This is a genomic window from Mucilaginibacter gilvus (genome assembly GCF_004054195.1).
In the GTDB taxonomy this organism is placed as follows: Bacteria; Bacteroidota; Bacteroidia; order Sphingobacteriales; family Sphingobacteriaceae; genus Mucilaginibacter; species Mucilaginibacter gilvus.
In genome coordinates this window covers 21,520-41,720 of the sequence record NZ_SBIW01000029.1, presented here as the reverse complement: position 1 = coordinate 41,720, position 20,201 = coordinate 21,520, and the positions used below count along the sequence as shown (strand labels likewise).

The 20,201-nt window shown below is 45.1% G+C and carries 19 protein-coding genes; 11 read left to right on the top strand and 8 right to left on the bottom strand.

Translation table 11 applies throughout. The features are described 5' to 3' along the window. Window positions 1-50: 50 nt before the first annotated feature. The 4 genes from EPL05_RS22690 to EPL05_RS22675 all read right to left on the bottom strand — a co-directional run bounded on the left by EPL05_RS22690 (window position 51) and on the right by EPL05_RS22675 (window position 4,978). The gene (locus tag EPL05_RS22690) at window positions 51-935 is read right to left on the bottom strand and encodes a UbiA prenyltransferase family protein (protein WP_243837361.1); all 885 of its coding nucleotides are present in this window, start codon (window positions 933-935) and stop codon (window positions 51-53) included. A 29-nt stretch (window positions 936-964) separates the two neighbouring features. Further along, a complete protein-coding gene (locus EPL05_RS22685; RefSeq protein WP_128536279.1) occupies window positions 965-2,257 on the bottom strand; it encodes a metallophosphoesterase in 1,293 nt (430 codons plus the stop codon). Window positions 2,258-2,284: 27 nt separating this feature from the next. After that, window positions 2,285-3,784, bottom strand: a complete 1,500-nt coding sequence (locus EPL05_RS22680) for a sigma 54-interacting transcriptional regulator (RefSeq protein ID WP_128536278.1) — start codon at window positions 3,782-3,784, stop codon at window positions 2,285-2,287. A 93-nt stretch (window positions 3,785-3,877) separates the two neighbouring features. Then, the gene (locus EPL05_RS22675; protein WP_128536277.1) at window positions 3,878-4,978 is read right to left on the bottom strand and encodes a vWA domain-containing protein; all 1,101 of its coding nucleotides are present in this window, start codon (window positions 4,976-4,978) and stop codon (window positions 3,878-3,880) included. Between the two features lie 203 nt (window positions 4,979-5,181). Between EPL05_RS22675 and EPL05_RS22670 the strand changes: the two genes are divergently transcribed. Beyond that, window positions 5,182-5,892 (top strand): hypothetical protein, encoded by a 711-nt coding sequence (locus tag EPL05_RS22670; protein ID WP_128536276.1) that lies wholly within the window; start codon window positions 5,182-5,184, stop codon window positions 5,890-5,892. A gap of 14 nt (window positions 5,893-5,906) precedes the next feature. Here the strand turns inward: EPL05_RS22670 and EPL05_RS22665 are convergent, their stop codons facing one another. Further along, entirely contained in the window at window positions 5,907-6,782 is an 876-nt protein-coding gene (locus tag EPL05_RS22665; RefSeq protein WP_166727792.1) for a carbohydrate kinase family protein, read from the bottom strand. Window positions 6,783-7,016: 234 nt separating this feature from the next. Between EPL05_RS22665 and EPL05_RS22660 the strand changes: the two genes are divergently transcribed. After that, window positions 7,017-7,448, top strand: coding sequence for a YybH family protein (locus EPL05_RS22660; protein ID WP_128536274.1), 432 nt, complete (start codon window positions 7,017-7,019; stop codon window positions 7,446-7,448). 184 nt (window positions 7,449-7,632) lie between these two features. Here the strand turns inward: EPL05_RS22660 and EPL05_RS22655 are convergent, their stop codons facing one another. From EPL05_RS22655 to hemW, 3 genes are all read right to left on the bottom strand, one after another. Further along, window positions 7,633-8,514 carry a cupin-like domain-containing protein gene (locus EPL05_RS22655; RefSeq protein ID WP_128536273.1) on the bottom strand — a complete coding sequence of 294 codons (882 nt, stop codon included), beginning with the start codon at window positions 8,512-8,514 and terminating at the stop codon, window positions 7,633-7,635. Window positions 8,515-8,734: 220 nt separating this feature from the next. Next, a complete protein-coding gene (locus EPL05_RS22650; protein ID WP_128536272.1) occupies window positions 8,735-9,283 on the bottom strand; it encodes a fasciclin domain-containing protein in 549 nt (182 codons plus the stop codon). A 127-nt stretch (window positions 9,284-9,410) separates the two neighbouring features. Continuing rightward, window positions 9,411-10,547 (bottom strand): radical SAM family heme chaperone HemW, encoded by a 1,137-nt coding sequence (gene hemW / locus EPL05_RS22645; protein ID WP_128536271.1) that lies wholly within the window; start codon window positions 10,545-10,547, stop codon window positions 9,411-9,413. Between the two features lie 188 nt (window positions 10,548-10,735). Here hemW and EPL05_RS22640 point away from each other — a divergent pair, with 188 nt between their 5' ends. The 9 genes from EPL05_RS22640 (at window position 10,736) to EPL05_RS22600 (ending at window position 20,199) form a co-directional block, all read left to right on the top strand. Beyond that, complete coding sequence (locus EPL05_RS22640) at window positions 10,736-11,182, top strand: DUF1569 domain-containing protein (RefSeq protein ID WP_128536270.1); 447 nt, start codon at window positions 10,736-10,738, stop codon at window positions 11,180-11,182. 111 nt (window positions 11,183-11,293) lie between these two features. Then, entirely contained in the window at window positions 11,294-12,289 is a 996-nt protein-coding gene (locus tag EPL05_RS22635) for a DUF4271 domain-containing protein (protein ID WP_128536269.1), read from the top strand. Between the two features lie 15 nt (window positions 12,290-12,304). Then, window positions 12,305-13,069: a uroporphyrinogen-III synthase gene (locus tag EPL05_RS22630; protein WP_128536268.1), complete on the top strand. Its 765-nt coding sequence runs from the start codon at window positions 12,305-12,307 to the stop codon at window positions 13,067-13,069. A 257-nt stretch (window positions 13,070-13,326) separates the two neighbouring features. Further along, on the top strand, window positions 13,327-14,646 hold the full coding sequence (gene porK / locus EPL05_RS22625) for a T9SS ring complex lipoprotein PorK/GldK (protein ID WP_128536267.1): 1,320 nt from the start codon (window positions 13,327-13,329) through the stop codon (window positions 14,644-14,646). 43 nt (window positions 14,647-14,689) lie between these two features. Then, window positions 14,690-15,493 carry a type IX secretion system motor protein PorL/GldL gene (gene porL / locus EPL05_RS22620; protein WP_128536266.1) on the top strand — a complete coding sequence of 268 codons (804 nt, stop codon included), beginning with the start codon at window positions 14,690-14,692 and terminating at the stop codon, window positions 15,491-15,493. 39 nt (window positions 15,494-15,532) lie between these two features. Beyond that, window positions 15,533-17,065: a type IX secretion system motor protein PorM/GldM gene (gene porM, locus EPL05_RS22615; RefSeq protein ID WP_128536265.1), complete on the top strand. Its 1,533-nt coding sequence runs from the start codon at window positions 15,533-15,535 to the stop codon at window positions 17,063-17,065. Between the two features lie 10 nt (window positions 17,066-17,075). Then, on the top strand, window positions 17,076-18,065 hold the full coding sequence (gene porN, locus EPL05_RS22610) for a type IX secretion system ring subunit PorN/GldN (protein ID WP_128536264.1): 990 nt from the start codon (window positions 17,076-17,078) through the stop codon (window positions 18,063-18,065). 27 nt (window positions 18,066-18,092) lie between these two features. Next, a complete protein-coding gene (locus EPL05_RS22605; protein ID WP_128536263.1) occupies window positions 18,093-18,668 on the top strand; it encodes a Crp/Fnr family transcriptional regulator in 576 nt (191 codons plus the stop codon). Window positions 18,669-18,720: 52 nt separating this feature from the next. Continuing rightward, a complete protein-coding gene (locus tag EPL05_RS22600) occupies window positions 18,721-20,199 on the top strand; it encodes a serine hydrolase domain-containing protein (protein WP_128536262.1) in 1,479 nt (492 codons plus the stop codon). Window positions 20,200-20,201: the final 2 nt, after the last annotated feature.

Below are 20,201 nucleotides of genomic sequence, written 5' to 3'. Positions count from 1 at the left end.
TTTTCTACAAAGCGGTAGCGCGGATGGCGCAAAGGCAGCTTGTTTGGCTGTTAGCTCGGTATTACCCAATTAAACACCACCAGCACAACATACTGTAGCACCAGCACACCATCCAGGTAAAAGAAATAATAATACTCATTCCTTTCCCATTTAGAGCGGAAGATAAGCCAGCCCATCAATATGGCTGTAGTTGTCAACGCGAAAAAATCTACACTAAAGCCGTTGTTGCGGAACAGGAAAAGCAACACCACGTAACCCGCAAGTAACACCTGGCAAAACAGGTAGGCGTTTTTTTCGCCCCAGGCAACGGGAATGGTTTTTAAGCCCGATTGACGGTCCTGAAACAGGTCGCGGATATCAAAGGGCACGGTTAATGCGCCAATCAGTAAAAAGCGCTTGGCTATTAATATCATCGTATCGCGCATAGATACATCTGCGAGGTGCAGGTTTTCTGCCTCTAAAATTGGCAGCAAAACGCTGCTCAGCGTCCACACCAACGTAATGAGGATAGGCTTTAACCCCGGGATGTTGCGCAGGCCAAATTTATGCTCACCAATGGTAAAAAGCGGAAGGCTGTAACAGAAGGAGAGTATGGAGAGGAACACCAGCAGGATCCTTGATTCCATTGATAATAAAAAGAACAAGGGTATGAGCGATAGTAACGACACAATAGTAAACGTTACCATCAGCCGGTAGTGCGAAAAAAACCACCGTACGCGTCTATAAGGCGAAGCCTCAGGCTTATTTGGTTTGGAGAGCAGGATACAGAAGTTGTAGATGCCTAATGTGGAAGTGAACAATAACCCCGTAACCGTAGTTACCGGTTTAGAACCGATGAGGTGAAAAGTTACCAATGCCTGCGCAACCGCGCAAAGCGACATGAACAGGTTACTGAACAGGAAAAAATCAAATGCAGAGCGGGCTAATTTTTTCATTGGCACCGGTATGGTTTGGCTCGCGGATTTTAGGCTTTTAAAGATGGGTCGGCCGCGGCTTTCAGTGTAAAAATAGTGATCTCCGGCAATATTCCAATTCTGCCGGGGTAAGCTAAGAAGCCGTAGCCTACATTAACATAAATTTGCTGCTGTGCTTCGCGGTAAAGGCCGGCCCATTCGGTATATACATACTCTATCGGGCTCCATTGAAACTCCGGTGTACGAACGCCAAATTGCATGCCGTGGGTGTGGCCCGAGAACATTACATCTATCTGTGGATACTCTTTCACCACTTGTGCGCGCCAATGCGAAGGATCGTGCGAGAGCAATAATTTTACAGGCAGGTCATCCGTGTTTTGGATGGCTTTATCCATGCGGCCATATTTTGGGAAACGGCTCATTTCGCCCCAGTTGCCAATACCCAATACGCCAATTTCGTCGTTACCCACTTTTAGTCGACGGTTTTCATCTATCAACAGATCCCAACCTAATTCTTTGTGGGCAATTACCATATCGGCCAGGTTTTTTGCCTTATCGGCAGGGCTTGGCCAGTGGCCGTAATCGCCATAATCATGGTTACCCAATATGGAGTAAACGCCCAGCGGCGCGCGTACTTTGTCAAAAACATCCATATAATGCTTTACTTCCCCGGTTTGGCCGTTTACCAGGTCGCCGGTAAAAAATATTACATCGGCTTTTTGTTTCATCAGCATTTCTATACCGGCTTTCATTTGCCATTTGCTGTGAAAACTACCCGAGTGGATGTCTGAGATCTGCGCTATGCGCATACCATCAAATACCTTTGGCAGGTTGGGGAGGTAAAGGGTTACAGGTTCTAGCTGGTAATCGTACAGCCCTTTGCTCATGTTGTGTTTGATGGCATAAAGCGGGATGGCGCCAGCCAGCAGGCCGGCCTTCATCAAAAACTCCGACCGCGGGATAGAGCCAAACAGCGCTGTTTCTGCCTTAACAGTTGTTGGTTCGGCAGCAGGTTCGGGCTTTTTATTTTTGCGGATGAGGTAGATGACAAACCGGCGGGCATCATCCACCAAAATAAACAGTACGTAAAATATTTTGAAGATAAACACGATAAAGAACAGGAACAGCAGAGCACCACGGAGCCCTACGCCGCCAAGCTTTACATAAATGCTGATGAACAGCGCCGCTATTAAAAACAACGACGATCCCCAGTAGAAAAGTTTAAACCATTTTTTATGGATGAACTTTGTTTTTTTAAAAGCAGTTTGCAGCCCCCGCAAAATATAATAGTCGATGGCTAACAGAACGATGATGATCAGAAGAGTAATTAGCGGGCCCTGCATTCAAATAAAGCTGGTGAATAAATTGCGTTAGTAACGGTCGTCGTCAACATCCAGGTCGTCGTCGGGCTGCAAGTTAAACAAGCTATTGAACATATCCGAAAAAGCGAACCCATTATCTAAAAATCCTTTATTCAGCTGCGAGAACTCTGCCAGGCCGTGCAAGATAAATTCCTGTAGTAATAAGGACTGATTCTCGCTTAAACGCGGGTGGAATTTCTTTACGATATCTTTCAAGCCCGGTACCGCGTTCAGTAGTTTTTTGTACTCCTGCGCAGGCAGGCCATCTACCAAAGCAATACTGTTGCCATCGCCAAACCAGTTGATGATCTCGGCATAAGGGTTTACACCTTTTGCTTTTTTTGCTTTCTCCGGATCGGGGAAGAACTGCAGCAATAATGTTTTAATGGCTTTGCCGATGAGGATATTGGCCACCTTGCCGGGTCCTTCCAGCTCACCTTCGTAAACCAGTTCTATTTTACCGGTAATGGCCGGGATAACCCCAAGGAAATCGGAGATGCGCACAAATGTTGAGCTTTCGCCGTTGATGATCATCCTGCGCTCAGCATTACTGATCAGGTTCTCGTAGGCCGATATGGTTAAACGTGCCGAAACCCCCGATTTTTTATCGATGTATTCTGATGCGCGCGCTTCGAAAGCGATTTGTTCTACCAGGTCCTTCACCAAACCGTCAGCCTCCACGTTGCTGCGTTGCTCGGCGGTAAGCATGGCTTCCTGCTGGGTTATCTTGCGCGATATTTCTACCGTGCGCGGGTAGTGGGTTAATATCTGGCTTTCTATACGGTCCTTCAAAGGCGTAACGATGGAGCCACGATTGGTATAATCCTCGGGGTTGGCGGTGAACACAAACTGCAGATCTAAAGGCAAACGCAGTTTAAAACCACGGATCTGGATATCCCTTTCCTGTAGGATGTTGAAAAGTGATACCTGGATGCGAGCCTGCAGATCGGGCAATTCGTTGATCACGAAAATGCCCCTGTGTGCACGCGGTATCAAGCCGAAGTGGATCACGCGCTCATCCGAGTATGTCAGTTTCATGGTAGCCGCTTTTATCGGGTCAACATCGCCTATTAAGTCGGCAACGGTAACATCCGGCGTAGCCAGCTTTTCGGTATAGCGTTCGCTGCGGTGTACCCAGGCAATAGGGGTATCGTCGCCTTTGCTTTCGATCACATTATGCCCATACCAGCTGATAGGCGCCAACGGATCATCAAATAATTCCGAACCCTCGATGTAGGGCACATACTCATCAAGCAAATTCACCAACAAGCGCGCAATACGGGTTTTTGCCTGTCCGCGTAAGCCTAACAGCAATATGTTATGGCGCGAAAGGATGGCCGTTTGCAGATCAGGGATAACGGTATCCTCAAAACCTACTATGCCTTCAAAACCGCCTTCTTTATTTTGTAACTGGGTGATCAGGTTAGCCCGCAACTCATCCTTAACAGACCGGCTTACATAGCCCGTTTGCTTTAGCTGACCAAGTGTTGTTATATTTTGTTTGTTCATGTTTTAATTTGAAAATTTGATGATTTGAGAATTTGAAAATGATATTTGAAACGAAGAGCGCATCTTCAAATTTTCAAATTAACACTCTTCAAATCATCTCACATTCTTCCTTCTGTTCTTTGCGTAATCCTCAAAAATGTATTCGCCTAAATTGTTCAGCGAGCTATAAAAGGCTTTGCCGCCGTTGGTTTCCGTGAATTTACGCACAAATTGCTGCAGGTAGGGGTCCTTAGCAATCATAAACGTAGTGATAGGGATCTTTAGCCTTTTGCATTGTGCCGCCATGTTAAGCGTTTTATTTACCACTTTCCTATCCAGCCCGATGCTGTTCTTATAATACTTGGTGCCTTCCTTTAAGCAGGTTGGCTTACCATCGGTTATCATAAAAATTTGCTTGTTGTGCGTTTTACGGCGGCGAAGCATATCGGTAGCCAGTTCGAGCCCGGCGTAAGTATTGGTATGATAAGGGCCTACCTGTAAGTAAGGTAGGTCCTGTAGGGTTATCGGCCAGGCATCGTTGCCAAACACCACAATATCCAAAGTATCCTTAGGGTACTTGGTGCGGATAAGCTCGGCCAGCGCCATCGCTACCTTTTTGGCAGGTGTGATGCGGTCCTCGCCGTAGAGGATCATGGAGTGCGATATATCGATCATCAGCACGGTAGAGGTGAGGGTTTTGTAATCCATTTCCTCCACTTCCAGGTCGCGCTCGGTCATCATAAAATCGCCGCCTATGCCGTGATTTACTTGTGCGTTCTGAATGGATTGCGTCATGTCTATCTGGTCCAGCGCGTCGCCAAATTCAAACTCGCGGCGTTCGGCGTTCTTTTCATCGCCCTGCCCGCTTTGCGGTGAACGGTGATTGCCCTTGCCCGATTTTTTTAGCTTGCCGAAGATCTCTTCCAATGCCGACTGCCTAATGCTCTGCTCCGTTTTAGCCGTTATCTTTATTTCTCCGCTTTGGTTGTCTTCATTAAGATAACCTTTTTGTTTCAGCTCGTCGATGAAATCGCCCATACCATACTCATCGTTGGTAAGGTTATATTGCTTATCCAACTCGTTTAGCCAGGCCAAGGCTTCGCCGGCATCACCGGCGGTGTAGTTAAGCAGTTCCAGAAATAACTTAAGTAATTCTTCAAATCCACCTTTGGGGATCTGGTTGGGTGTGAATTTTGAAAATCCGTAACCGCGCATATTGTGCCCTTTCTTAGTATAAAGTAACGGATAATTTTAGTCAAAAGTTTGATGCGCCGCGCAATATAACCGAATTGTTAGGCTGATATGACAAAGAACCGGAATTTGGGAAACTGATGTGAATCGGAAATTTTATTTTTTTATTTTTAATTGCACAATTAGTTAATAGTTTTCGTAATTGAAGTATAATTAGCTACCAGCCTATGAAAAAGCTTACCGTCACTTTATTTGCTGCGTGCAGCTTGATCTTCTTCTCATGCAGAAAAGATGCAAAGCTTGTGCAGCCAAATATTGAAACCACAATTTCAGGCAGATTTTATGATGACATAAATAAAGAGCCTTACCAATATGTTAAGCTAAAAATTGCCGAATACAAGAGGCACACCGGCTTTTACGGTGGTTATGATTATCAACTCATTTCTTACCGTGATTCGACCATTACGGGCATCGACGGCACTTATAAAATACATTTTACAACATCCGGCAATGGGAGCAATTACTTTTTAGAGTTTAATGAGATACCTGAAACGGTTAATGTTAGCGAAAAGGGGAATCAACCAGGTGCGCAAAATTTAAGGTCGAAGTTGATAGAAAACCTTGGTACTGTGCTTACTTATGATTTTGACTTTGCCAAACGCTACTTTATGAAAACAAGGGTGATTGTGCACGATAATCCTTACCCGGTTTTAAGTATTACTGCTTTCGGGCAGGTACAGGTTTACGGAAAAAACAAGGATACCCTTATCAATATTCCTTTCTTCAAATATCCAGGCGGCTTTCATTTAAACTTTTCGGTAACCGATCCTGTTACGCATGTTACTTACAAAGCGCCTAACGTGCCTTTAAACCCGGTGGTTGATAAAGATACTATAGAGGGTGGCACCTATGAGCTTTACCCGGCTAAATTTCAATAAATAAAAGGCTACCCTCACGAAAACTGGGCCAATACTTCATCCACCTTATAAACCGGGTTGGCCCCGCGCTGGCTGGCCACGTAGGCACCAACTGCACAAGCTTTTTGTAATATCTGATCCATTGGGGTATCGTTCAGCAAACCGGTAATGAATGTAGCCAGGAACGAGTCGCCTGCGCCAACGGTATCGGCAACTTCTACCTTAAAGCCCGGGTGCTCGTAAAACTCGTAGTCGTTCCAAATTATCGCACCCTTATCGCCACGGGTTACGCAGATAATGCGGGTGTGGAATTTCTTTTGAAACTCGGTTATCATCTCCCTAAGGTCGCCGCTGCCGCCGTGAATGAGCAGTTCGGCTTCTTCTTCGTTCATTTTTATCACATTGGCACGGGCTGCCAGCGTTTCTATGGTGCTCATGGTAAAGTGCGGCGGGCGCAGGTTTACATCAAATATTTTAAGGGCATCGCCCTCATCCAATATCGTTAAAAGGGTATTCAGCGTAGCCTCGTCGCGGCATGCCAAGCTGCCAAACACAACCGCGCCTACGGTTTTTGAGGCGGCATCCAGCTCATCGGTAAATTTAATATCGTCCCACGAAACGGGTTTGGGGATGATGTAAGTTGCCGTATTAGCTTCATCCAACTGAACGGTAACTTCGCAGGTGGGCAGGTTTTCATCGCGTTGCAGCAGGGCACTATACAACCCATTCTCTTTCAGGAAAACCGTAAGCTCCACGCCCGATGGGTCGATGCCTACGCTGCTGGCAAATAGTACATCATTGCCCTGCTGCACCATGTGGCGCGCGACGTTCATAGGCGCTCCGCCCGCTTTTTTTACCTCGCCAAAGGCATCCCATAAAACTTCGCCGAAACACAAGATCTGTTTATTCATAAAATTGATTGAGCTGAAAGATGAAAGTATAAAGCTAAACATTTTTGACACGATTTTTAACTGGTTAATTGATGTTTGGTGTTAAAGAGGGCTTTGCCGTTTAGCTATTTATGGATAAACACGCTTATTTAACGGGGCGAGACGATTTAATGATTGATAGCGTGTTGGTCCGGATGCTCGGGATTTTCATCGTGTTGATCTCAAAATCCATAAATCCTGTTTATCTTAGTCACTATGAAAAAGCAAATCCTCCTTTCTTGCCTCCTCCTGCTGTTTGTCGCTTACGCGGGCTTCGGTCAAACTAAAGACAAACAAGCCATTGCCAACCTGATGCACGATCAGCAAATTGCCTGGAGCAAGGGCGACATAGAGGGGTTTATGCAAGGCTACTGGAAATCAGATTCGCTGATGTTTATTGGCAAGCGCGGGCCCGCTTACGGCTGGCAAACCACGCTGGATAATTACAAAAAAGGCTACCCCGATAAGGCCGCCATGGGCGAGCTTACTTTTCGGCTGGATAAAATTGAACTGCTGGGCAGCAAGGATGCCTTTGTAATGGGTGCCTGGAGCCTCAAGCGCGAAAAGGATGCGCCGGGCGGCTATTTTACGCTATGGTTTAGAAAGATAGAAGGGGTGTGGAAGATTGTTTGCGACCATACTTCTTAATTCACAAGGAATCAAGAGACAAGAATCAAGAGATAAGACTATACAGATGCTGCACCTTATTTTCGAGGGGTGGATAGGGAGCCTGTTTAGGCTAACAAGGGTGTGCGTGCTTTTTCTTGGTCGAAGGGTTATCTATAGATTTGACAATTTTTAAAAAGTTGTCAAATCTAATTTTATTCAAAGCCTAAAAAGGCTTCCCCTCCGCCAGTTCCTTCTCCGCCCATTTAATAGCGAGGGCTTCGCGGTAGTGGGCGTATTTTTCTTTGAAGGCCATTTTTAGCAGGCTATCTACACCGCCTTTTATGGCCAGGTTGTACAGGCTGGCTGCCTTGCGGCTGATAGATGCATCCCATGCACGCAAGCTAAGCGAATAGGAACCATCGATGTATTTCATCCAGTGCCAGTAGCCGGTTGGCATAAACAGGGTGTCGCCGTGTTCCAGGAAAACTTCGGTGCCTTCTACGCCATCTAAAGCCGGGAATTTTTTAGTGTCGGGGTTTAGTACATCATAATCCTCCAGCGCGTAAGTTGCGTTGGGGATACAATACAGGCGTTTCTTCCATTTATTTTCGAACAATATCACGTGCTTGCGCCCGCCAAAATGGGTATGGAAGATGTGCGGAAGATCGATATCGTAATGTAAAAACGTAACCGAATTACTGCCGCCGAAGAACATGGCAGGCATACTTTCCAGGAAGCCACCCATCAGGTCCTTCGGTAAAATAACATCATCCAGCAGTTGCGGCGCTTGTTTAAATATGTTAAAAAAGAAGATGCGCAGTTCGGTAGGGGTGCTGCGGATCAGGTCGATATACTCATCAAAGGGCATTTCCTTTGCCGATGAGTTGATGGGTTTGGATGGATCGGCTTTGGAGTTATCATACAATGGCACAACCTTTTTACCTACAACCTCTTTCAGGTATTCGGGCGTCCATTTTTCGCGGGCAGGCCAGCTTTTAGTAAGGCCTTTGATCACCAGCGGGCGGCGCGGCTTCAGGTAGTTCTCGCGAAAATCTTCAGGAGAAATGGTATCAACCGTATCTATGGGGGAAAGGATAAAACTCATATCGTAACGTGTCGGGTTAATTAACTATTAAGCTATAACGCAATAGTTCACCCGAATTTAGCAAAATAACAAAATAAAAATCCGTGCCCGGTTAAAAACGCGTTAAAATTATGTAAAGTTATTACGGCTTGCGGCAGGTAAAGGCGTAGACTGGTTGGACAGTATACAAATAAAAAAGTGGTGAGCAGTTTAAAACCACTCACCACTCTCTATTCTCCAATTAATTCGGCATCAACACGGTATTCACCACGTGGATTACCCCGTTGCTTTGGTTCACATCGGCAATGGTTACCCACGATTTTCCGCCTTTTTCGTCAACCAGGTAAATCTTTTTACCATCGGCCATCGCGGTTAAAATGCCACCGCTAACGGTGTTCAGTTCGGCTTTGCCGCCTCCGGCTTTAATTTTAGCCATTAATTCGGCAGAGCTTACTTTGCCTGCTACTACGTGGTAGGTTAAAATTTTGGTCAGCGCCGCTTTGTTCTCTGGTTTAACCAGCAGATCAACCGTGCCTGCAGGCAGTTTATCGAAAGCCTCATTTGTTGGCGCGAATACCGTAAATGGCCCGGCAGATTGTAAGGTTGGCACTAAACCGGCAGCTTTAACAGCAGCCACCAATGTAGTATGGTCCTTTGAATTTACGGCGTTAGCCACGATGTTTTTGGTTGGATACATAGCCGCGCCGCCCACCATTTTGGTTTGCGCGTAAGCGTTAGGGGTAATTGCGAGAGCGGCTAATGCAATTGCCGCGATGATTAATTTTTTCATAGGTAGATGTTATATTTTTAAGTAGATGTATGAGGAGATACGCCTTAACGCTACCGGTGGTTTTATTAACCGCCCATATTGTTACAACAAAAAAGGATAACAAAGTTTGATACGCTACGAGCTAAAATTACGTACGCTCGTCGAAAAATAATGCCGCGGCTATATTATCGGCATAAAGCTTGCCTTGAGGGGTAAGGATGAGCGTGTTATTGTTTTGAACGATGCTGCCCTCGTCGATATAATTGCGGGCTATTTTCAGTAATTCCGTTGCGGCTCCATTGGCAATATGGTTCAGTTTATCCAGATCAAGGCCCCAGGCAGTGCGGAGGGAGGTCATAATGTACTCGTTCAGCCGGTTGGTTTCGCTGAGTATTTCTACTTCGGCGGGCACCATGTTCTCCCCCAAAACCGAAGCCATATATTTGGCATTATTGGCAACGTTCCACTGCCGGGTATCGCCGTTAAAAGAATGCGCTGATGGGCCCAGCCCGATGTATTTTACCCCTTTCCAGTAATTAGAATTGTGCCGCGAGTAATGCCCCGGTTTGCAAAAGTTAGAGATCTCGTACTGTTTAAAACCGTTGGCTTGCATGGCATCCGTCATTAGTATAAATTGTTCGGCGCTTTGCTGCTCGCTCATGGGGGGCTGCTTTTTTTTGCTGATAAAAGCGGCGAGGGCGGTTTGGGGCTCCACTGTCATACTGTAAGCAGAAATGTGCGGCACATCCAGTTCAAAAACCTTTTTTAGGTTATGCTTCCACTTGGTATCGCTTAGTAAAGGGTAGCCATAGATCAGGTCGACGGTGATGTTTTCAAACCCCGCGTCTTGCGCCCGCTTTACCGAAGCTTCTGCTTCGGCAGCACGGTGTACGCGGTTCATCCAAAGCAGGTCTTCATCAAAAAAAGACTGGATGCCTATGCTAAAACGGTTAACAGGCGTTGCCCTTAGGCCCGCCAGCTTTTGGCTGCCGAGGTCGTCCGGGTTGGCCTCCATGGTTATTTCGGCGCCGGTAGCCACGGTATGTTGTTGGGTTATGGCATCTATCAGCTGGTTGATCTCCTGCGGCTGTAAAACCGAAGGTGTGCCTCCTCCAAAGTAGATGGTTTCGATAGTTTCACCTAATAAGTAATGCTTTTGCAGGCTGATCTCGTTAAGCAATGCCTGCAGCATTTCCTCTTTATATTTCAGCGAAGTGCTGAAATGAAAATCGCAGTAATGGCAGGCTTGTTTACAGAAGGGGATGTGTAGGTAGATGCCGGCCATAACGTATTATTGAACTTAAAAGCTGCAAAGATACACCGAAAAATGAATTGAAAATTTCGCTATTTGGTGTATAAATAAAAGGCCTCTTACCACTTGTCGCATTTGGCCCCTTAAGTTGTCATAATAATACATGCAGCTTTCCATCCTAAAACATAAATTTGTTTCACTCAATTAAAACCATCCACATAGTGAAAACAACGTTTGATAAAGCAACAAGGGATGAACTGGTAAAACGGATCAACTCCATCCAGGAAAGCACGCCCGCGCAATGGGGTAAAATGAACGCTTACCAAATGGTTAAACATTGCAGGCAGTGGGAAGAACTGATAACCGGCGACCTGCCCAGTAAGCGGGCATTTCTCGGCCGCATATTTGGCAAAATGGTACTAAAGAGCTTTTTGAAAGATGATAGCCCTATGGGCCGTAACTCACCTACAGTACCGGAGGTTAAGGCGCGAGAGAGCACCGGCGATTTTGCCGCCGAAAAAGTAAAATGGGTAGCATTGATAGAGCAGAACGCAAACACCATAACGCAAAACTTTGTGCATCCATTTTTTGGAAAAATGACAAACGAACAAATTGGCTTGCTTGCCTATAAGCACATTGATCATCACCTGCGGCAGTTTGGCGTTTAGGCCCGTTACCGGCCAATGTCAAATTCATTTGTGTTTAAACATTTAACATATACTTTGCATAAGCCCCAATTATTAAGGTAAATTTGCAGCGCCTTAATTGAGGGAGATTTAATGCGCCGGTTTATCTGTTTACTTGTATTTTGTTTTGCCGGATGTTCTGCAGTTTTTGCACAGCAGGATAGTACCGCAAGCCGTGCCGATACCCCGAGGCGCTATGTAAGGGTGCCGCGCCCCATGACCGTGCTCGATTCTGTTGCCCATGCCTTAGCGCTGGAAGAAAAGTTCGTGTCCGATTCGTTATCGATGGTTTACATTTTAAAACCCGATAGCACACGTACCAGCCTGTTTGTAGATAGCATATTAAAAAGCAACGCCTACACCGGCAACCATTACCTGGATATAGCCGCGCATGCAAATACAAAACCCAGCATAAAGGGCTACGGCCACCTGCGCCCCTCGCGAGACCCATGGGTTATTGCCATTATTGTGGTATTGATATTATTTATCCCGGTGCTTAATATTTACTCCAGTAAGGATATGAATAACGTGTTCCTTTCGTTTTATAATAAGCGTTCAGTGGCACAGGCCGGTAAAGAGGACAGCCCCATAAACGCCTGGACATTCATCGGGCTCTTCCTTCTCTTCGGCTTTACTTTCGGTATATTTTTGTATTTGCTCACTACGGGTTATTACAAAGTTTACTACCCCATAAGCGGGTTCCAGTTGTTCGGCACCTTGTCGCTGGTTATCATCGGGCTGTTTGCCGTAAAATTCCTGATGTTGAAGTTTTTGGGCTTTGTATTCGACATTAATAAACTGGTTGGCGATTATATCAAGGCATTGTCGTTAACATATTTTAATATCACCTTTGTTTTTTTACCCGTAGCCTTATGTTTCAGCCTTATAGCCGATAAATTTTTTCCTTACCTGCTGGCCATTACGCTGTTACTTACCATAGTTATTTTTGTATGGCAGTACCTGCGTAGCAGCGTAAGTATTATTGCAAATTTTCAATTTCATAAATTTTATTTATTTACCTATCTTTGTGCCCTCGAAATTTGCCCCATATTGATATTGGTAAAGGCACTTAATATAGGTTTTAAGTAGTTAGTTTTATAACGTATAGCATTGGAAGACAGAAAGAAAAAGGTTAAGAGCATATTAGTTACACTGCCAAAACCTGAAAATGATAAAAATCCTTACGCTGAACTGGCTAAGAAGCTCAATTTGAAGATCGATTTCAGGTCGTTTATTCATGTTGAGGGGGTACCTGCAAAAGATTTTCGCAAGGAGAAGATAAACCTTGCCGATTTTACGGCAGTTATTTTCACCAGCCGTAATTCTGCTGATCATTTTTTTCGCATTTGCGAAGAGATGCGCTTTGATGTGCCGGTAGAAATGAAATATTTCTGCCTTTCAGAAACCATTGCCCTTTACCTGCAAAAATATATCCAATATCGTAAGCGTAAAATATTCTTCGGCAAGCAAACCGCTGCAGACCTGGCCGAAGTGTTGAAGAAACACTCTGGCGAAAAATTCCTGTACCCATGCTCGGATGTAGCTGCAGAAGAAACTCAAAAGTTTTTGCTGGATAACGGCTATAACTTTACTCCTGCGGTACTGTTCCGCACCGTATGCAGCGACCTGAGCGACCTGGCTGAAGTATTTTACGATGTTATCGCGTTCTTCAGTCCTTCAAGTATCCAGTCGCTATACCAAAACTTCCCCGATTTTAAACAAAACAACACCCGTATTGCAGCATTTGGGGCTACTACCCACAAAGCTGTATTGCAGGCTGGTTTAATATTGGATATCCCTGCGCCAACCCCGGCCGCCCCATCCATGACGATGGCTATAGACCAATATGTAAAGCAAGTGAACAAATAATTTGTAGTTACTACCGCCTTTTTGCAACATTTTTTTTTCAATAGCGTATAACGCTAAAGAAATCTAAATTAAATAGTCAAATTTAGCTGTTAGATAGTGTTCAATTAAACGCCAAATAATTGCCAATTTTTAACTAAAGCGGCCTGCAACTTGGTTTTTTAAAACATTTTTGCATTGGAATGAAGTATATTTAATATATTCGGGGGTGCGTTATGTTGCAAAGGATTGATAACGTGTTAATGTTTTTTAATACAAAAATGAAGCAAATATACTTTCTTATAGTAGTTTTAGCGAGTTCCGTTTTAGTAGGATGTAGTACCGGTGGCGCCGGAAATGGCGAAGTTGTTGGTGTGCGTCAGCGCGCTTTCAGAGCCACCGCTCCGTTAAACATGGTTTATATTAAAGGTGGTACTTTCCTGATGGGCCAAACCGACCAGGACGTAACTTTTGCACAAACCTCGCAAACCAAACAGGTAACCGTTGCTCCGTTTTTTATGGACGAAACCGAACTTTCGAACACTAAATACAAGCAATTTGTACTGTGGGTGCGCGATTCTATCGCCATCACCAACTACCTCAACGATCAAAAATATTACCTTCAGCCTAAAAAAGGAGCGCCTGCAAACCCTAACGGCAAAAAATACATTAACTGGACCTACGCCCGCAGCAACCCCATTTTTAGCACTAAGGGCAAAAATGCCGCTGCCAACGCACAAAAATTACAAGGCCTTTACTACCAGGGCGACGACCGCGTGTTCGACCGTAACGAGATCGACACCCGTTTGTTAAAATATAATTTTGCTATGGTCGTGCTGCGCGATGCTGCAAACTACAAGAATGACAAGACAAAAAAACGTTCGGACTTTATTTTGCGCGATACCGTAGCAATTTACCCCGACACTTTGGTTTGGCTGAGCGATTTTTCGTACGCAGCCAACGAGCCAATGGTTGAAGGTTACTTTTCGCACCCGGCATACCGTAACTACCCTGTTGTGGGTGTTACCTGGCGCCAGGCAAGGGCATTTACCGCATGGCGTACCCGCCTTAGCGAAGGTGCCAAACATGCCCGCGGCCTTGATGCTAATCTGCCGTTCGATTTGCCGAACGACGCTGAATTTGAATACGCTGCGCGCGGTGGCCGGATAGGTACCGATTACCCATGGGGTGGTCCTTATATTAAAAATGCAAAAGGTTGCCTCATGGCCAACTTTAAACCGGGCCGGGGTAACTATACTGATGACGGCGGTGCATACACTGTAAACGTACGCTCATATTTTCCAAATGATTTTGGCTTATATAACATGGCAGGCAACGTAGCCGAATGGACAATGTCTGCTTATGACGAATCTGCTACGACTTTTGTACATGACCTTTCCCCCACATTTAATTACGAAGCCAAACCAAATGACCCTGAAGTACTGAAAAGAAAAGTAGTACGCGGCGGTTCATGGAAAGATATTGGCTATTATCTGCAGAATTCTACACGTACTTATGAGTACCAGGATACTGCAAAATCGTATATCGGTTTCCGTTGCGTAACCCATTATTTGGGCCGCGATATACGGGACAAACGTTAATCAAACAAATCAATTATAAAATCATTATTATTTACTAAAACGTATGGCTGGTAAGAAAAAACCTTTCGGAATAAGTAATATTATATCAATTGGCGCTACAGTTGTTATTATAGGTCTGCTATTTAAAATTCAGCACTGGAAATTTGCATCTGAATTTATAACAGTTGGGCTGGGTACCGAAGCAGTACTATTCCTGATATTAGGTTTGCAGAGGGATGACAAAGAAGTGGACTGGGTAAGAGTGTATCCTGAGCTAAATGAAGACTTCGCGGGAGAGTTGCCAAAATCGTCTGTAAAACCTGTTGCAATAGGCGGTGGTTTTTCTAACACCGCAGCTTTGGACAAAATGTTGGAGGATGCCAAGATTGGCCCCGAACTTATCGGCAGCCTGGGCGAGGGCTTACGTAGCTTTGGCGATAAGGTGAGCGCGATCTCGAGAGTTACAGATGCAGGTGATGCTACTATCGCCTTTACCAACAAAGTAAAAGCAGCAACAGCAAGCTACGATACTTTAAGCACCGCATTTGATAAAGCATCAGCTAATTTGGCAGAGATGGCTTCATCTAATACAGATTCTAAAGCATACCACGATCAGGTGAACAAACTGGCCAAAAACCTGTCGGAACTGAATGGCGTATACGAATTGGAACTGCAAGACTCGAGCGCACATTTAAAAGCGATGAACAGTTTCTACAAAAACCTGTCTTCAACCATGAATAACTTTAACGAATCGTTAGATGATTCGCGCCTGTTTAAGGATGAGGTTGGCCGTTTAGCTAAAAATCTTGCTTCGCTTAACTCGGTTTATGGTAATATGCTTAGTGCAATGAACCAGCCGCGCGGTTAATAAACAATATTTAATCAAACGAAATTAGAATAAATATAGATGGCCGGAGGTAAAGAAACCCCAAGACAGCGAATGATAGGTATCCTATACCTGGTTCTTTTAGGGCTTATTGCCTTAAACGTACCGGAGGGTTTGCTGGACGCGTTTAAAAATATTAAAATCAGTTTAAATACCTCAAGCGATAACGTAACCACCGGGATAGATAATACTTACAGTGCTTTCGAAAAAACAAAACTTAAGGATCAGCCCGAAAGAGCAAAAGAGCCTTACAGAAAAGCGAAGGAAGCAAGTAAGGCTGCCGGTGAATTAACCGCTTATATCGACGCGTTAAGTGTGCAACTGGCAACAGAAGGCGGCGGCATTAACCCGGAGATTGGCGATGTGGATGGCCGGGATAACCTGGATATTTCACCACGTATAATGATCGCGAATAAAAATGCTGACAAACTACGCCAGAAGATAGACGAAACCCGCAATAAGCTACTTGGTTTACTTAACGATAAAGAAAAAACGGGTATCAACCTTTCGCTTGTAGCAGAGGATCCTCCGAAAGGAAGAGACGGCCAAAAAACATGGCAAGACGCCTATTTTGGCGAAGGTATCCCTTTGGGAGCTACCTTAACCACTCTTGCAAAAATTAAGGCGGATACCAAAAATGCCGAGAATGAAATTGTTAAGAAACTATTAGGAGAAGTTGACCAGGCAGTTGTGAACCTCGACAAATTCAGCGCGGTAGCTGTTGCACCTTCGAGTTATGTTATAGCAGGGCAACCTTACACGGCTGAGGTTTTCCTTACAGCTTCAGATTCAAAATCAAACCCCATTATATCTGCTAACGGCTCAAATTTAGCAGTTACTGACGGTAAAGGAAAATATTCGGTAGGTACAGGTAGTGAAGGCGTATTTACATGGGTAGGGCACGTAACGGTTAAGCAAGCGGATGGAACGTCCAAAACATACGACACTGCACCTCAAACTTACCAGGTTGCACGCCCATCGGCTGTGGTATCGCCCGATAAGATGAACGTATTGTACATTGGTGTACCAAACCCAATATCGATTTCGGCACCGGGTATAGCAAAAGAAAAATTACGTGTAAGCATTTCAAACGGTAAGGTTAGCGGCTCGGGTGGTCATTATACGGCTACGGTGAGTAGCGCAGGCCAGGCTACGGTATCGGTATCTGGTGAAACCGCCCCGGGTAAAACACAGGTTTTAGGCTCAACTTTATTTCGCGTAAAACGTATACCAGATCCAAAGCCGCAGTTTGCGGGTAAAAGCGGTGGTAGCACCAACGCGGCAAACTTAAGGGCACAAGACAGGGTGTTTGCCAAACTGGAGAATTTTGAATTTGATGCGACTTTCGCCGTGACCAGGTTTACACTGATCATATTAAAGCCACGCCAGGACGTAGTTAGGTATTCAACAACCGGTTCTGAGTTAAGCGCTCAAATGCGTACCGCTATGGCCGGCGTAACACCGGGTACCACCGTAGTAATACAAGACCTTATAGCTGTTGGCCCGGACGGCACACAACGTGGCCTTGACGCGATAGTATTAACAGCTAATTAAAAATTAGATAATGAAAACAAGATTTTTAGTTATAGCGCTTTGCCTGCTTTGCAGTGCATCGTTTGCACAAAAGAGGCCTAAGGCCCAAAAAAGGGCTTCCGCAACGCAGGCAAGGAAACTCAGACCTGTTAATCAAAGGGCCGGTGCTAATAGCGGCGCAAATCTGCAGCCATCGGTATTAGATACTACCAAAAAGGTTGCTGCCGTACCTTTAAAACCTTTTGACCGCCCGTTGGATGGGTATTACAAAAAAACCAATATCTTAAGCGCTAAGGTTACTCCTTACGCTAATCTGCGCGAATCTGACGTGGCCTTTGCTAAACGTGTATGGCGCGAAATTGACCTGCGCGAGAAAATGAATCAGTACCTCGCGTCACCTAAACAAAGGCTGATAGATGTTTTAATGACCGCTATTGATAACGGCGAATTAACTGCATACGACCCAACATCTACTAAGGACGACCCAAATGGTGATAGTTTTTCTAAACCACTTACTGGCCCCCAGGCGCATTCTAAATTATCAGATAGCAGCGTAGTAGATACCTTCGACCCCAAAACTGGCGATAAAACAGGTTCTAAAGTTGTTGCTGGAGAGTTTTTGGCCGACAGCCTTATCAAGTTCCGTATCAAGGAAGACTGGGTTTTCGACAGACAGCGTTCTATTTTTGAGCCGCGTATTGTAGGTATTGCGCCAATGGTTAAAATAAAAACATCGGGTGATGTTGTTAACAACGAATACCAGCCGGCATTTTGGATCTACTTCCCTGAAGCAAGACCTGTATTGGCCGTTAAAGAAGCGGTAAGCCGTAGCAACGATGCAACAGGTTTAAGTTTCGACGACGTATTTATGAAGCGCCTTTTCAGCAGTTACATTGTCAAACAATCTAATGATAAGGACGAACGCATCCGTGATTACGCCCAGGGTATTGATAAGCTTTACGAAGCCGAAAGGATCAAAAAGAACCTGATGGATTGGGAGCTTAACCTTTGGAGCTATTAAGGTTAATGCATAAACTAACGGTTGCTGATGGAAAGCCTGAGAAACTTTTTTCAATCACTGTCACCAATAACAAATGAGGCTTGGGAAGATGCTCAAAAGCTATTTAAGCCAGCCACATTAAAAAAAGAAGAATATTTTTGTACAGAAGGCAAAGTCTCCAAAGACTTTGCCTTTTTAGTTTCTGGGATAGTAAGGGGTTTTTACCGAACCCAAAAAGGTACGGAGTACAATAAACACTTTTTCACGCCGTCCTCTATCATCGGCGGATACACTTCCTTAATAACCGGGAGCCCAAACCAGGTAATTCAACAGGCACTTACCGATTGTGAGATACTCACCGCCAATTATTCAGCCTTTGTGAATTTGTATAACGCCCACCCCAGTCTTGAAAGAGCCGGTCGGTTATTCGCAGAGCGTTATTTTGTACAAAAGGAACAAAAGGAATTGGAGATAATAATGCTTGATGCGGGGCAACGTTATAAGCTTTTTAAAACAACTTATCCGGGCTTGGAACAACTTATCCCGCAATACCATATTGCTTCCTATTTGGGGATAAGCGCCACCCAACTGAGCCGCATCCGCGCTAAATTGGTTAAGCAATAATTTCTTTACATAGGTAAATTAATTTCAGGTAGCATAACGGTATTTTTACAGCGTGTTCACCACCAAATTGATATACACGCAGTTGGCATCTATCGTTTGCATAGTACTTATAAATTGCGTTGCTCCTGAGGCTTTTGCTCAACAAACTACTGCCCAGAAAATTGATAAGTACATTCGGCAGAAATTAGCTGCCAGCAAAATACCTGGCCTGGCTGTAGCGGTGGTGCATTACGATAGCTTAATTATTGCCAAAGGATATGGTGCCACGCCAACAGGGGCACTGATAGACGCGAATACAACCTTCGCGCTGGCGTCGTTAAGTAAGGGGTTTACCGCGACAGCGGTTCTTCAATTGGCGGAGGAAGGAAAGATAAGGTTAGACAGCCCTGTAATTAAGTATATCCCCGGTTGGTTGCCAAATGTGCCGCAACGGCGAAACATTACCGTTAGGCATCTATTAAACCAGGTAAGCGGCCTGGGCGATACCGGCTACGCTGAATTTACACTGGACAAGCAACCAACTACCCTGGATGCCGCTATAACGAATATGGACCGGGCGAACCTGATATCCGCGCCGGGGAAACAGTTTCATTACCACAACCCAAACTACCAGGTGCTTGCCAAAATAGTTGAGGCTGTAAGCCATGAGGGGTTTGCGAAGTATTTACAGGAACACATCTTTAACCCACTGCATATGGCAAACACGTATGATGTTGCCAACGTTGATGACTTTTTCCGTGCGCCGCACAATTTACCTAAGGGGAATACATATTTTTTGGGCAGGCCCCTTGCCTATACAGAACCGGAGTGGTTTATAGATGGGGATGCCGGCATTGCATCAACGGCCAGCGATATGGCCAGGTGGTTATCGTTTCAGCTTAAGGCAAACGGTCCGGATACCGGGCAAGTGCTTAAGGCCGGTTCGCTAAAGGTAATGCAAACCCCGCCGCGAGGAGGGACATCTACCTACGCGATGGGCTGGCATGCAAACACCGATGCCCACCTATTATACCACAGCGGAATTATGTGGACGTACAGTTCGCAGGAAATATTGCTTACCGATAAAGGGTATGGAATAGTGGTGCTCATTAACGGCGGGCTTAATAACCTCACAGATTACTATTCGTTTTTGCAGGGGATACAGGATATTTTAAACAATAAGGAACCGGAAACGAGATCGTTCCCGCGCTGGCTTTACACAGTGCTTATGATAATGACGCTATGCATTATCCTTTTCCTTGGTATAAGGAGGTTGCGGCGAGTGAGGCAATGGTATCAAAATTACAAAAGCCGCGCCCCCTGGAAAACCTGGCTTTACACAGCGCTGCGACTTGGGCCTTTTGCCCTGCTGTTGCTGGTGCCATATCTGTTAACGCTGATAAGCGGACGCGTACTTAACTGGCCACGGATTATGTTAATGTTCCCGGATGTTATATTGGTTTTGGGACTATTGGGGATACTGAACCTTTTGATAATAGCAGTTAGACTTTTGTATCTATATCGGCATAAGAATAGAAGCATCAGCAGGTAAAT

Excerpts from the sequence above, each read along its gene's own strand:
- EPL05_RS22690 (WP_243837361.1), bottom strand. The coding sequence starts at position 935 with ATGAAAAAATTAGCCCGCTCTGCATTTGATTTTTTCCTGTTCAGTAAC.
- EPL05_RS22685 (WP_128536279.1), bottom strand. The coding sequence starts at position 2,257 with ATGCAGGGCCCGCTAATTACTCTTCTGATCATCATCGTTCTGTTAGCC.
- EPL05_RS22680 (WP_128536278.1), bottom strand. The coding sequence starts at position 3,784 with ATGAACAAACAAAATATAACAACACTTGGTCAGCTAAAGCAAACGGGC.
- EPL05_RS22675 (WP_128536277.1), bottom strand. The coding sequence starts at position 4,978 with ATGCGCGGTTACGGATTTTCAAAATTCACACCCAACCAGATCCCCAAA.
- EPL05_RS22670 (WP_128536276.1), top strand. The coding sequence starts at position 5,182 with ATGAAAAAGCTTACCGTCACTTTATTTGCTGCGTGCAGCTTGATCTTC.
- EPL05_RS22665 (WP_166727792.1), bottom strand. The coding sequence starts at position 6,782 with ATGAATAAACAGATCTTGTGTTTCGGCGAAGTTTTATGGGATGCCTTT.
- EPL05_RS22660 (WP_128536274.1), top strand. The coding sequence starts at position 7,017 with ATGAAAAAGCAAATCCTCCTTTCTTGCCTCCTCCTGCTGTTTGTCGCT.
- EPL05_RS22655 (WP_128536273.1), bottom strand. The coding sequence starts at position 8,514 with ATGAGTTTTATCCTTTCCCCCATAGATACGGTTGATACCATTTCTCCT.
- EPL05_RS22650 (WP_128536272.1), bottom strand. The coding sequence starts at position 9,283 with ATGAAAAAATTAATCATCGCGGCAATTGCATTAGCCGCTCTCGCAATT.
- hemW (WP_128536271.1), bottom strand. The coding sequence starts at position 10,547 with ATGGCCGGCATCTACCTACACATCCCCTTCTGTAAACAAGCCTGCCAT.
- EPL05_RS22635 (WP_128536269.1), top strand. The coding sequence starts at position 11,294 with ATGCGCCGGTTTATCTGTTTACTTGTATTTTGTTTTGCCGGATGTTCT.
- porK (WP_128536267.1), top strand. The coding sequence starts at position 13,327 with ATGAAGCAAATATACTTTCTTATAGTAGTTTTAGCGAGTTCCGTTTTA.
- porL (WP_128536266.1), top strand. The coding sequence starts at position 14,690 with ATGGCTGGTAAGAAAAAACCTTTCGGAATAAGTAATATTATATCAATT.
- porM (WP_128536265.1), top strand. The coding sequence starts at position 15,533 with ATGGCCGGAGGTAAAGAAACCCCAAGACAGCGAATGATAGGTATCCTA.
- porN (WP_128536264.1), top strand. The coding sequence starts at position 17,076 with ATGAAAACAAGATTTTTAGTTATAGCGCTTTGCCTGCTTTGCAGTGCA.
- EPL05_RS22605 (WP_128536263.1), top strand. The coding sequence starts at position 18,093 with ATGGAAAGCCTGAGAAACTTTTTTCAATCACTGTCACCAATAACAAAT.